This is a genomic window from Pseudomonadota bacterium, assembly GCA_039024915.1.
GTDB lineage: Bacteria > Pseudomonadota > Alphaproteobacteria > Rhizobiales > MH13 > MH13.
This window is the reverse complement of the sequence record JBCCPK010000003.1, coordinates 260,623-272,858: the sequence shown is the minus strand read 5'-3', so window position 1 is coordinate 272,858 and position 12,236 is coordinate 260,623. Positions and strand designations below refer to the sequence as shown.

The 12,236-nt window shown below is 59.7% G+C and carries 11 protein-coding genes; all 11 read left to right on the top strand.

Annotated features, from left to right (window positions below; all coding sequences use genetic code 11):
• Positions 1 to 45: 45 nt before the first annotated feature.
• The 11 genes from AAF739_07480 (at position 46) to AAF739_07430 (ending at position 12,125) form a co-directional block, all read left to right on the top strand.
• On the top strand, positions 46 to 396 hold the full coding sequence (locus tag AAF739_07480; protein MEM6382496.1) for a hypothetical protein: 351 nt from the start codon (positions 46 to 48) through the stop codon (positions 394 to 396).
• A 2-nt stretch (positions 397 to 398) separates the two neighbouring features.
• The gene (locus AAF739_07475) at positions 399 to 1,094 is read left to right on the top strand and encodes a response regulator transcription factor (GenBank protein MEM6382495.1); all 696 of its coding nucleotides are present in this window, start codon (positions 399 to 401) and stop codon (positions 1,092 to 1,094) included.
• The gene (locus AAF739_07470; protein MEM6382494.1) at positions 1,095 to 2,519 is read left to right on the top strand and encodes a HAMP domain-containing sensor histidine kinase; all 1,425 of its coding nucleotides are present in this window, start codon (positions 1,095 to 1,097) and stop codon (positions 2,517 to 2,519) included.
• 52 nt (positions 2,520 to 2,571) lie between these two features.
• Positions 2,572 to 3,066, top strand: a complete 495-nt coding sequence (locus AAF739_07465; protein ID MEM6382493.1) for a glycine zipper 2TM domain-containing protein — start codon at positions 2,572 to 2,574, stop codon at positions 3,064 to 3,066.
• Positions 3,067 to 3,140: 74 nt separating this feature from the next.
• Complete coding sequence (locus AAF739_07460; protein ID MEM6382492.1) at positions 3,141 to 4,571, top strand: hypothetical protein; 1,431 nt, start codon at positions 3,141 to 3,143, stop codon at positions 4,569 to 4,571.
• Between the two features lie 111 nt (positions 4,572 to 4,682).
• Positions 4,683 to 5,834 carry a c-type cytochrome biogenesis protein CcmI gene (ccmI, locus tag AAF739_07455; protein MEM6382491.1) on the top strand — a complete coding sequence of 384 codons (1,152 nt, stop codon included), beginning with the start codon at positions 4,683 to 4,685 and terminating at the stop codon, positions 5,832 to 5,834.
• A gap of 145 nt (positions 5,835 to 5,979) precedes the next feature.
• Positions 5,980 to 6,441, top strand: coding sequence for a cytochrome c maturation protein CcmE (ccmE, locus tag AAF739_07450; GenBank protein ID MEM6382490.1), 462 nt, complete (start codon positions 5,980 to 5,982; stop codon positions 6,439 to 6,441).
• Positions 6,442 to 6,465: 24 nt separating this feature from the next.
• Positions 6,466 to 8,469: a heme lyase CcmF/NrfE family subunit gene (locus AAF739_07445; protein ID MEM6382489.1), complete on the top strand. Its 2,004-nt coding sequence runs from the start codon at positions 6,466 to 6,468 to the stop codon at positions 8,467 to 8,469.
• Positions 8,466 to 8,936 carry a cytochrome c-type biogenesis protein gene (locus tag AAF739_07440; protein ID MEM6382488.1) on the top strand — a complete coding sequence of 157 codons (471 nt, stop codon included), beginning with the start codon at positions 8,466 to 8,468 and terminating at the stop codon, positions 8,934 to 8,936. The genes AAF739_07445 and AAF739_07440 overlap by 4 nt, the downstream gene beginning before the upstream one ends.
• Positions 8,937 to 9,080: 144 nt before the next feature.
• Positions 9,081 to 10,334 carry a bifunctional alpha/beta hydrolase/OsmC family protein gene (locus AAF739_07435; GenBank protein ID MEM6382487.1) on the top strand — a complete coding sequence of 418 codons (1,254 nt, stop codon included), beginning with the start codon at positions 9,081 to 9,083 and terminating at the stop codon, positions 10,332 to 10,334.
• A gap of 174 nt (positions 10,335 to 10,508) precedes the next feature.
• Positions 10,509 to 12,125 (top strand): trypsin-like peptidase domain-containing protein, encoded by a 1,617-nt coding sequence (locus AAF739_07430; protein MEM6382486.1) that lies wholly within the window; start codon positions 10,509 to 10,511, stop codon positions 12,123 to 12,125.
• Positions 12,126 to 12,236: the final 111 nt, after the last annotated feature.

Sequence of the window (12,236 nt, the reverse complement as noted above, 5' to 3'; positions counted from 1 at the left end):
CACTGTTCAGATGGTGTTCATGCGAACCGGTCTATAGGCATCGCCATGAAGCTATCGTTTCCCTCCCTGCACCATTCTTTTGCGACACAGCGACGGCCCGTGCTACGGCTGGTCGCCGCTACCATCGTTGCTGTCGGGCTGAGCGCGTCGACGGTGGGCGCGCAAGGCTGCCTTTCGGGCGCGGAAACGCGCGCGGCCATTGAGAGCGGGCAGGTCATCCCCTTGGCCAGTGTGCGTCAGGCTGCAAATTCACGCGGCTACAACGAGGTTGCCTCTGCGTCACTTTGCGGTAGTGGGGGCAGCATGGTTTGGCAGGTGGTGGGCGTAAACGCGTCGGGCGGCTCGGCTCGGCTGGTCATCAACGCCACCTCCGGCGCTGTCATGTCGGAGCGCTGATCATGCGGCTATTGGTTGTCGAAGACGAACCCACGCTCAACGCGCAACTCAAGCAATCCCTTGTCGATGAGGGCTATGTCGTGGACGTGGCCTTTGACGGTGAAGAGGGCGCGTTTCTTGGTGAAACCGAGCCCTACGATTGCATCATCCTCGATATTGGCCTGCCGCAAAAAGATGGCTTGAGCGTTCTCGAGGACTGGCGCGCAGACAACATCAACACCCCCGTACTCATTCTTACCGCACGTGACCGTTGGAGCGACAAGGTCAAGGGAATGGATGCCGGTGCCGACGATTACGTCGCCAAGCCTTTCCAGATGGAAGAAGTTCTCGCGCGCGTGCGTGCTATAGTGCGGCGCGCGGCGGGTTTGGCCTCCAACGTGATCAGCTGCGGCCCGATCAGCGTCGATCTCAAGGCGGGCCGGGTAACCGATGACGGAAGCGCTGTGCGCCTGACCGCGCAGGAGTATCGCGTCCTCGCCTATCTCCTGACGAAGGCAGACACGGTGGTGTCGCGCACAGAGCTCACCGAGCACATTTACGACCAGGATTTCGACCGGGATTCCAACACGATCGAGGTCTTTGTGGGGCGCCTGCGGAAAAAGCTTTCGGCGAACATAATCGAAACCGTTCGCGGCATGGGCTACCGCATCTCGAAAACCCCTCCAGCTGCATCAGATAGTAGCGGCAGCGCGGGCTAGATGATGTCTAGGGCGGAACCTTCGCACTCGTTGGCACTGAGGCTTGGCGCGCTCGCGGCGGCGGGCTCGTTTGTCGCCTTGGCCATTGCCGGTCTGGTTATGGCTGCGCTTCATCGCGCCGGAGCCGAGCGTGCCTTTGATGATAGACTTGCGGACTTTGTCAGCCAGCTGTTTGCTGACTTCGCCAATGAACGTTTGATCGATGCAACCGCTCACTTCGCCAATCCGGCGTTCGGCCGACCGGGGTCCGGCTGGTTCTGGGCCGTTGCCGACCCGATCAGCGGCGAGGCACGCCTCGCTTCGGCATCCTTGTTCGATCCGCTCCCATCGCCCAGCCCCGAAGATCATGCTGCTAACAATGCCGGGCGCCTACAGACTGCGACCGTCATTACGGCTGGCGATCGCCTGCGCTTGGCCGAGCGTCTGTATCAGCTCGACGGTGAGCCGGTCTTGATCCGGGTTACAGCTCCAACCGAGGGGCTCGACCGCGAGATCGCCGCGTTTCGGCTCGCTCTATTTCTCACCCTCAGCATCATGTGGCTTGTCTTGCTTGCTCTTGCATATTTGCAGGTTCGCATCGGCCTGCAGCCTTTGGCGACGGTCCGCCAGGCGGTTTCGGATGTGCGGGAAGCTCGTGCCTCGCGTGTACAGGGACGTTTTCCAACCGAGGTGAGCCCGCTTGTTGACGAGCTCAATGCGATGATCGAGACCAATTCGGAGGTGATGCAACGTGCACGTCACCATGTGGGCAACCTTGCGCACGCGTTGAAGACGCCACTCGCGGTCATCCTGAATGCCACAAGCGCACCGGCCTCTGAAATAGATGCGACCCAAACCAAGATTCATGCAGTCGCGCGCGATATCGATTCGCGTATCCGCATCTATCTCGACCGCGCGCAGCGCTCGGCAATTCAATCGGTTGCCGGTCAAGCGACGCACATTCTCGAAGTCGCCGAGCCCCTGGTGCGCACTGTGCAGAAGTTGAGCCGCGATAAGTCTTTGGATTTTGCGATTGATATCCAACCGCAGGATCGCGTTCGTGTTGAGCGGCATGATTTCGAAGAAATCCTCGGGAACCTGCTGGAAAATGCGTCGCGACACGCCCACGGCCAAATCCGTCTCAGCAATGATCAATCAAGCGACGACCAGTCGATGACCATCATATCCATAGATGACGATGGCGATGGCTTGAGCGAGCACGATCGCGCCCTCGTGCTTAAACGGGGCCAAAGGCTCGATGAGGCCTCGAAGGGCTCAGGACTGGGTCTCGCCATCGTCCAGGAAATCGCCGAACTGTACGGCGGCGGGTTAGCCCTATCGCAGTCACCTTTGGGCGGATTGCGCGCAAGCCTGACGTTACCGAGCGCTGCCCCAGTTCCGCCGGATTCCCAACGCAATCCACACCGACGCGACTCACATCGCTAAGGTTGGACGCACTCTACCCACCAACCTCAATTGTTCTTCACGGGAGAAAGTGATGACCACCTCGAATACGAATTTCCGCCGCTCGATATCTCTTCGCAATGGCGCCCTTGCGCTCGCGGCTTTGACGGCGCTTGCCGGTTGCCAGTCCTATGGTGGCCCACGCGAAGGTATCGGCGCTCTGGGTGGCGCTGTGGCCGGCGGTCTTGTCGGCAGCCAGATCGGCAGCGGTTCCGGCCAGGTCTTGGCAACCGTTGGCGGCGCTGTGCTCGGTGGTCTGCTTGGCGCGGAGCTTGGTCGCCAGCTCGATCAGCAGGCACAACAGCAATACTACGCCGCGCAATTTCAGGCGCTAGAAACCGGTCGGGCAGGGGCGCCGGTAGCGTGGCAGTCGCAAAACTACAGCGGCCAGGTGGTGCCGGGCCAGCCTTACCAGATCAACAGCACCCTTTGCCGTGACTACACCCACACCGTCTACATTGAAGGTCGGCCTGAGGTGGTGACGGGAACAGCTTGCCGCCAGTCGGACGGCACTTGGCGAAACGTGTAAAACGCGTCGATCAAAACCGGCTGTTAACGCCGTTGTGACAGCGTGGGGCCCAACTGATCCATCGGTTGGACCCCATGTCGAGTGTTTCACACAGCGAAAGCCCGTCACAGGCGCGGCAAGAGCTTGTTTCCCGTCTGAGCAGCTATCTATCTGATTTGTCGGATGACTCACGTCAGATGCTTGTGCAGACGATCGACCGGGCGCGGGCGCGCGGCGAAGATTCGCCGGTCCACGCCATCATCATGGATGCTGTACGAGACGTTCCTCAGCCCGCCGGAAACACCGCACGACCCCTATCAGCAGAGCGCCGTTTTTTCGATCCCGTTGAGCCCTTTCTAATTGGCACCCCCATCGACGAAAAGATCCCTGGGCACGTGGAGCGCAAGTCTCTGCGCTCAATTTGGATTTGGATAACCCGTGATCTTGCCCCGGGACGGCTGGATGGTCCACTGGCAAGCTTGCGCGCAACGGTCGCTGATGATGACCATGATGCGATCAAGGACGCCGCAGCGGAGTTTCGCAAAGCTTTTTGCCAAGCCGCACGGCAAAGCATACGCGAATGCCAACAGCAGCAGGGCTCGCTTGCACGGCTGGAGGCGCAGCTTGGTGGCCCCAACATACTCGCCGATATGCAGGAAACGGTGACGATCTTCGAACAGGATCCGGTCATTTCCGCAATCCTGAACAAGGTTCCCGACCAGATCGTGAGTGGCGAGGCGGCCCTCAACGCCATCATGCGGGCGATGCGCGTTTACGCCAAAGCGCCCGAAGCAAACGCGTTTCTCGGTTTCAGTGCGTTATTGCGGCGGTTTGAAACGCCCTCGGACGTGGTACGCCTCGCCGCACAGATTGCGCAGTCTTCCGATCCTACCCGCATTCGAAAAAGCGCGATGAAGAGTGCAATTGATGCCGCCGTTGCTGCTGTTCGTGTCGAAGCGGATCATCTTGTCCATCTGCTTTCCGAAGATCGAACAATGGCGCGTATATCCGTTGCGCTCAGACGGTTCGATGAACTCACGGCAGCCCTGTCGCGGACGCTGGATGAGAGTCCGAATGATCCTTGGCTACGCGAACTGACTGAGATTCGGGTCGATATCGGCGACCGTATTGGCAAGGAGCTCGAGCCCTTGTTGCACATGGTGCGGAGCGTTGTTGGGGTTGTTGAGATTAAAGGGCGGCAGATTGTTCCCGACGACACGAGCATAGGTGATGCGGTCTTCGGTACGAGCCTCTTCGTGGCAGCGCGTGAAGCACGGGGGTCGCTGGCCCTCAATTCCGCTATTGAGCGGCTCGAGCGAGGATTGCAGAAAATCCTTGAAAATCAGGGAGAACAGGCCATCGATCGCTTGGCAAATGCGTCTGAAACGAATTGGGATGCCGCCCTTGCGCGCTCCCGAGCGGCGGTGTTTCTCTTCAAGGCCTATTTCGGCGGTGAGTACGGCGCGACCATGGCTCGGCGACAGCAGACGCTGGTTGAAAACCGCGCACTGCCCAAGGCAGGTTGAAGGCAAACCGCACCTTTCCCCGATCTCCGCCAGATGGCGGACAAATTGCCTGCTTAAAAGCGCGACCAGAGGGGCTATATCTCCCGCACACCATTGAGCTGTTTCGAGCCCATGATCTGGATAGCATTTGCCCTTTTGACAGCGCTTGCCGCTATTGCCGTCCTCGTCCCGTTCGCTCGGGGACGGACGGTTGGCGCGAAACCAGAAGCTGACGAAGAGGTTGGCGGTGGATCGGATGCAGAAGTCTACAAGGATCAGCTTGCGGAGATTGACCGCGACAAGGCGCGTGGCATTCTCAGCGAAACTGAGGCCGAAGCGGCGCGGATCGAAATTTCGCGACGGCTATTGAAGGCAGCAGACGCGGGTTCTGAAAACAGTAGCCGCGCCGGTAGGGCGGGCATCTGGCATGGGCGCTTGGTCCTGATGATCGCTTTTGTTGCGGTACCCGTCGGGGCGCTTTCGCTTTATAACTGGCTTGGCGCGCCGGGGCTGCCAGATAGGCCGCTGGCCGAGCGCCTGGAGGCCAATACCGACCAGCAAGACGCCGCCATTCTCATCGCACGTGTGGAAGACGCTGTGCGCCAGAACCCTGACGATTTGCGTGGATGGAGCATTTTGGCTCCCATTTACTCGCGCCAGGGCCAGTTTGCGCAGGCGCGCAACGCCTACGCCCAACTGCTGCGCCTTCGAGGCAATGACCCGGCACTTCTGACAGATCTCGGCGAGGTCATCGTCATCGAAAGTCAGGGGCTGGTGACGCAAGAAGCCATGAACCGCTTCGAGGCTGCACTCGAGATTGACCCCATCTTTCCCAAGGCCCGTTACTATCGCGCTTTGGGCATGATCCAGGATGGCAATCATGATGAGGCGCGCGCCGCTTTGCTGTCATTGCAGCGCGATGGTGGCCCTGACGCGCCTTGGGCGCAGAGCGTGGCGGGTCTTTTGGCCGATCTCGACGCCGGGAACGTGGCCGGTCGCCCGCAGGTACCTTCGCCGGAGAGTGCTGCGGCGATCGCCAACTTGCCCGAGGCGCAGCGCCGCGAAGCTATTGAGGGTATGGTCGAAGGTCTTGCCGCCCGTCTCGCCGACCAACCGGATGATTTGGCTGGTTGGAGCCAGCTCATCCGCTCCTACATGGCACTCGAACGTCCCGCTCAGGCCCGCATTGCTCTGGAGCGTGCGCTTGATGTCTTCGCGACTGATAATCCAGCTCGTTTGCGATTGCTGACCATTGCCGAGGAGACGGGGCTAACCCAAATGTAGCTTTGAGATCGGCAGTGCGAAATCCCCGATCTTCGGGGGGCACTATGGGCACTTTGACGCGCTTGAGCGAGCATCACCGTCATCTTATACATGGTTAGAACCATTCCACACTTTGTCGCTGAAACGGCACAGGACGATTGACCCGATGACCCGAAAGGGCCAGCGCCTTTTTTTGATAACAGTTGCTTTCAGCCTGCTCGCTGTGGCGACCGGACTTGTCCTTTTCGCCATGCGCGAATCCATTGCGTTCTTTTCCTCACCGACAGACCTGTATTCACAGCCCTATGGCGAGGGGCAACGCATCCGCCTTGGTGGGCTTGTTGAAGCGGGGAGCGTTATACGCGGCGTGGGCGACACGGTGAGCTTCGGCGTCACCGACACCAACACCGTTATCACGGTTTCGTACACCGGTATTCTGCCGGATTTATTCCGCGAAGGGCAGGGGGTCGTTACCGAAGGCTATCTCGGTGCCGATGGCCTTTTTCAGGCCGACACCGTTTTGGCACGCCACGATGAAAACTACATGCCCGCCGAAGTTGCCGAGAGCCTGCGCCAGCAGGGCGTTTGGCAGGGCGAAGCGCAAGCCGCGCCGCAGAGCGACTACTGATCATGCCAGGGGAACTGACCAACCATGATCGTTGAACTTGGCCATTATGTTCTGATCCTTGCCCTTGTCATGGCGCTGACGCAGAGCGTGCTGCCGTTTTGGGGCGCGCGGACCGGCGACGTCGGCCTGATGAAGATCGGCGATACGACGGCGCTTATGCAGTGCTTTTTCTTGGCCTCGTCGTTTGCCGCGTTGACCTATGCCTATGTGGTCTCAGACTTCTCCGTCCTAAACGTCGTCAACAACTCGCATTCCGAAAAGCCGCTCATCTTCAAGTTTACCGGCGTCTGGGGCAACCATGAGGGCTCCTTGCTCTTATGGGTTCTCATCCTCGGCATCTTCGGGGCTGGCATTGCGCTTTTTGGGAACAACCTTCCTAACACGCTGAAGGCAAATGTCCTTTCGGTGCAGGCGTGGGTCAGCGTCGCTTTTTTGTTGTTTATGCTGCTGACGTCCAACCCGTTCGAGCGCGTGTTCTCGCCCCCGGCCGAAGGGCAGGATCTTAACCCGCTTTTGCAAGATGCGGTCGGTCTGACGCTTCACCCGCCGCTTCTCTATCTGGGCTATGTCGGCCTTTCAATCTCGTTCTCCTTTGCCATCGCAGCGCTCATCGAAGGGCGCCTTGACGCAGCATGGGCGCGCTGGGTCCGGCCATGGACGCTGGCAGCATGGATGTTCCTCACGCTGGGTATTTCGGTCGGTTCTTTCTGGGCTTATTACGAGCTTGGCTGGGGTGGATGGTGGTTCTGGGACCCGGTCGAGAACGCATCGTTTATGCCATGGCTAGCAGCTACTGCGCTTTTGCACTCGGCCATCGTGATGGAAAAGCGCGAAGCTTTGAAGGTCTGGACGGTGCTGCTGGCCATCGTTGCTTTCTCGTTATCGTTGCTCGGGACCTTCCTTGTTCGCTCCGGCGTTTTGACGTCGGTCCATGCGTTCGCCACCGATCCCGAACGCGGGCTTTTCATTCTGCTTATTCTGCTTGTTTTCATTGGCGGGGCTTTTGCGTTGTTTGCACTTCGCGCCGGAGAACTGCGGCAAGGTGGAATGTTTGCACCTGTTAGTCGCGAAGGCGCACTTGTCGTCAACAATCTACTGTTGTCGGTGTCCACGGCGACGGTCCTGCTTGGAACGCTCTACCCTCTGCTTCTTGAAGCGGTCTCGGACGACAAGATCTCTGTCGGTCCGCCTTTCTTTAATATGACGTTCCTACCGCTTATGCTTCCACTGCTGATTGCCCTGCCGCTGGGCCCGCTGCTTGCGTGGAAGCGCGGCGATCTGATGACCGCGTTGCATCGGGTCTGGTGGGCTGCGCTTGCGGCCGTTGTGGCCCTGGCGTGCGTATTCGCTTTGTTTGGCATGGATGCGTGGATCAAAGCGATTGCGATTGCTGTGGCGGTGTGGGTCATGCTTGGAGCGATTGCCGAGCCTTTGGCCCGCGTCAAGGCGTTCTCCTCGCCGATTGCCGATAGCTTCCGTCGTCTGCGCAACTTGCCGCGCTCGGCATGGGGCACGACGACCGCGCACTTCGGCGTCGGCGTCTTGGTGCTTGGAATTGTCGGTGTGTCGGCATTTGAAACCGAGCGGATCACCACGGTTCGGCCCGGTGACGTCGTCGAGATTGCGGGATACGAGTTCACTTTCGATGGCCTGAGCCCAAATACTGGGCCAAATTATCAGGAGATCGTCGCCCAGTTCTCCTTGCGCGAGGGTGGCGTCTTGCTGAGCACGATGGAGCCATCTCGGCGCATCTATCCTTCGCGCAACTTCCCAACCACCGAGGCCGCTTTCTACACCAGCGGCTTCTCCCAACTGTTCATTTCTCCCGGTGACCCGACCGCAGATGGCGGTACAGTCGTCCGGCTTTACCACAAGCCCCTTGTGACCCTGATTTGGATCGGTTCACTGATCATGGCGGCCGGTGGTCTCGTATCCCTGATGGATCGCCGGTTGCGCATCGGCGCACCCGTCCGCGCCAAGAAAAAGCGTGCGCCGAAGATCCCGGTCGGGATGGAGCCAGCTGAATGATCCGCCAGCTTGCCGCATTGGCAGCTGCGCTGGCGCTAACACTGATGGCTTCTCCGAGCTTCGCAGTGCAGCCCGACGAGGTGCTGGACGACCCCGTCCTTGAGCAACGCGCGCGAGATTTGTCGGCTGAGATCCGCTGCCTTGTCTGTCAGAATGAGAGCATCGACGAATCCAATGCGCAGCTTGCGCGCGATCTTCGAATTCTGGTTCGGGAGCGCTTGGTTGATGGCGATAGCGACCAAGAGGTCCTCGACTTTTTGGTGGCGCGTTACGGCGACTTTGTCTTGCTGCGCCCGCCGGTGAACCAACAGACTATCCTCCTTTGGTTCGGCCCCGCGGCTATCCTGGCCCTGGCGGCGGCCTTCATTCTTCTGCGGTTACGCCGTCGGTCCACTGTTGCTTCCAGCCCTGTCCAACTCACGCCAGAAGAGCGCGCCAAACTCGACGCCCTTCTCAAAGACGAGTGATCGGTCCCTACTTGCTACGGTAGAGCGTCGATCTCACCCCTGTTTCACTTGCGCGTGCGCAGCCGTGCGGAAGCGTGAATTGCGCTTGTGGATGCTGACATGCGAGACACCGGCACTCGCCCATTCGTCGGAAAGTCTTCGCTCATGCCCATCTCAACCACCCGCATCACGTTCAAAGGCGCCTCTGGCGCCGACCTCGCCGCCCGTTTTGACAGGCCCGCCGGAAAGCCTCGAGCATGCGCTTTGTTTGCGCATTGCTTCACCTGCTCCAAGGACGTCTTTGCCGCCAAGCGCATCGCATCTGAGTTGGCGGCGCACGGCATCGCCACCTTGCGGTTTGACTTCACGGGGCTGGGGCATTCCGACGGCGACTTCGCCTCGACAAATTTCTCATCGAACGTGGCCGATCTGCTGAGTGCGGTTGATTGGATGCGCGCCAATGACGAGGCCCCAGCGCTGTTGATCGGGCACTCGCTCGGCGGTGCCGCTGTTTTGGCTGCCGCCGGGCAGATACCCGAAGTCAAGGCCGTTGCTACGATCGGAGCTCCTGCTGACACGGCCCATGTCGTTCATAACTTTGAAGCGGACGTCGCGCGCATCGAAGCCGAGGGCAAAGCCGAGGTTAAACTTGCGGGCCGAACCTTTACGATCGAAAAGCAGTTCCTTGACGATGTCGCCAGTCAAAACCTGGAACCCAGGATCGGCAGCATGCGTAAGGCGCTGATGGTTTTTCATTCGCCGGTTGATGCGACAGTCGGTATCGAAAACGCATCGGCGATCTACAACGCCGCCAAGCACCCCAAGAGTTTTGTCACGCTCGATGGCGCCGATCACCTGCTGACCGATCATTCTGACGCAACTTACGTTGCCAAGATGATTGCGGCTTGGTCAGAGCGGTACGTCCCGCCCGCGGAGACCATGGCGCCAAGCTTCGATGGTGAGGTCGACAAAGCCCGTATTTCCGTTGCTGAGACCGGTGAAGGTAAGTTTCAGGCATCGGTGCGAATGGGCCCGCATGGTCTGCTTGCAGATGAGCCGGAAACTGTCGGCGGCATGGACACCGGTCCCGCGCCATATGATCTCTTGTCGGCAGCGCTGGGCGCATGCACGACAATGACGTTGCGCATGTACGCAGACTTTAAAAAGCTCGACTTGCCCCCCGTTGCAGTAACGGTGGAACATGAAAAGGTTCGTGTTGAAGACTGCGCCGATTGCGGTGAACAGTGGAACACCCGAACCGGCAAGATCGACCGCTTTGAACGGATCATCCACCTGTCAGGCGACGTTAAACCAGAGGTTCACGCCAAGCTTGTCGAGATCGCTGACAAATGTCCGGTGCATAAAACCATGACCAAGGGATCAGCGGTTGTAACGCGCTGCGCTGTCAACACGGCTTAATGCAGGGGAAGGAAAAGGGCACCAACATTACGAAGGTTTAATCAGCCCGACATGGAACGGTAACGCCGAGATCACCATTGTACTGTTCATCGCTGGGGGCCTTTCGGCCCTCTCGCTGGGTCGCAGGCCATCTGCGATGCGGCAATTGGAGAATACAAAAGGATCATAGGCGACATGACCAAACCAGATTTATCCCCCAACACCCCCCCATCATCGTCGGGCGTTTTTCAGACCGGTGGTGATCAGTCCGCCGCTCAGTCGCAGGCCGGAAAGCGGCCCTTCTTCGTCCGCTCGTCGAGCCTCGCTTTGTCAGCAGCGCTTGGCCTCGGCCTTCTCGTACCGCTTGCCGTTCCGGCGATCTTTACCGCGACGCAGGCCGCTCAGGCCGCTGAAGCCGTGGTGCCGGACAGCTTCGTTCCACCCCCAGGTTTTGAAGACCTCGTTGAGGCTGTCATGCCAGCCGTGGTCTCCGTCCAGGTACGCACGGCGGCCCCCGTTGAGACCTCCAACCGTGATATCGACCGCCTGCCCGAGGGCACGCCGTTCGACCGTTTCTTCCGCCGCTTTGGCCCGGAAGCCGAAGAGTTTTTCCGCCGCGGTCCAGGCAATGGTGACCGCCGGCCGAACCGTCCGCGCGGCGGTGAAGGCTCCGGCTTCTTCATCTCTGAAGATGGCTTTCTCGTCACCAACAACCACGTTGTTGATGGTGCCGACGAAGTAACCGTCGTCATGCAGGACGGTACCGAGCTTGAAGCGCAGGTCCTTGGTACCGACAGCCGCACCGACCTGGCGCTCCTGAAGGTTGATGGCGCTGACTTCACTTTTGTTCGTCTCGCCGATGCGCAGCCCCGGATCGGTGAGCGGGTCATCGCGATCGGTAACCCGTTCGGCCTCGGTGGTTCAGTGACATCTGGCATTGTGTCCCAACAGGGCCGCGATATTCAGCCCGGACCTTTCGATGAATTTTTGCAGATCGATGCGGCCATCAACCGTGGTAACTCGGGTGGCCCAACCTTCAATATGCGCGGTGAAGTCGTTGGCGTGAACACCGCCATCTTCTCACCGTCCGGCGGCAACGTTGGTATCGCATTCGCCGTTCCATCGACCCTCGTGCAAGATGTCATTGGCGATTTGATCGAAACCGGTGCTGTTGCCCGCGGCTGGCTTGGTGTGAACATTCAGGCGGTCACAGAGCAACTTGCCGAGGGCATCGGTCGTGAAGGCACCGAAGGCGCGATCATCATATCAGCGGCCTCTGGTTCGCCAGCCGACATGGCCGGTCTGCAATCCGGCGACACGATTCTTCAGGTAGACGGTCAGATCGTCCAGGGTCCAACCGAACTGGCGCGGCTTATCAGCAACTTTGATCCCGGAGAGATCGTGGAACTGCTGATCTGGCGCGATGGTGAGCCGGAAACGATCCCGGTCGAATTGGGTCTGCTCCCTTCCGAGCGTGAACTGGCAAGCACCTTCCGCGCCCCTGAACTTGACCGAACACAGCCGGGTATTCTTGACCAGCTCGGCGTGACCATCGCTCCAGCGGAAGCTGTGGGCCGAGATGGCAATGGTCTGGTTGTAACGGAAGTTGAGCCGGGCAGCGTCGCTGATGATCGGGACCTGCGGGAAGGCGATATGATCGTCGAAATCGCTGGTCAACAAGTGCAGAGCATGGCTGAAGTCCAGCGCGCTCTCCGCGCTGCAGCCCGCGATGGGCAGGCCTCGGCTCTGGTGCGTGTTGAAGACGCAAACGGTACGTCGCGCTTCGTCGCCCTGCCGACCGATCGCGGCTAATCGATCCCAAAGATCCCTCAGAACCCGGCATCATGTCGCCCCCGCCGGGCTCTGACGGATGCGCATGGCGGGCCCTATGCTCCGCCATGCGCGCCCAGATCATCCGAATCG

Coding starts and splice junctions, on each gene's coding strand:
- ccmI (MEM6382491.1), top strand. CDS start 4,683: ATGATCTGGATAGCATTTGCCCTTTTGACAGCGCTTGCCGCTATTGCC.
- AAF739_07430 (MEM6382486.1), top strand. CDS start 10,509: ATGACCAAACCAGATTTATCCCCCAACACCCCCCCATCATCGTCGGGC.
- AAF739_07465 (MEM6382493.1), top strand. CDS start 2,572: ATGACCACCTCGAATACGAATTTCCGCCGCTCGATATCTCTTCGCAAT.
- AAF739_07435 (MEM6382487.1), top strand. CDS start 9,081: ATGCCCATCTCAACCACCCGCATCACGTTCAAAGGCGCCTCTGGCGCC.
- AAF739_07445 (MEM6382489.1), top strand. CDS start 6,466: ATGATCGTTGAACTTGGCCATTATGTTCTGATCCTTGCCCTTGTCATG.
- AAF739_07475 (MEM6382495.1), top strand. CDS start 399: ATGCGGCTATTGGTTGTCGAAGACGAACCCACGCTCAACGCGCAACTC.
- AAF739_07440 (MEM6382488.1), top strand. CDS start 8,466: ATGATCCGCCAGCTTGCCGCATTGGCAGCTGCGCTGGCGCTAACACTG.
- AAF739_07460 (MEM6382492.1), top strand. CDS start 3,141: ATGTCGAGTGTTTCACACAGCGAAAGCCCGTCACAGGCGCGGCAAGAG.
- ccmE (MEM6382490.1), top strand. CDS start 5,980: ATGACCCGAAAGGGCCAGCGCCTTTTTTTGATAACAGTTGCTTTCAGC.
- AAF739_07480 (MEM6382496.1), top strand. CDS start 46: ATGAAGCTATCGTTTCCCTCCCTGCACCATTCTTTTGCGACACAGCGA.
- AAF739_07470 (MEM6382494.1), top strand. CDS start 1,095: ATGATGTCTAGGGCGGAACCTTCGCACTCGTTGGCACTGAGGCTTGGC.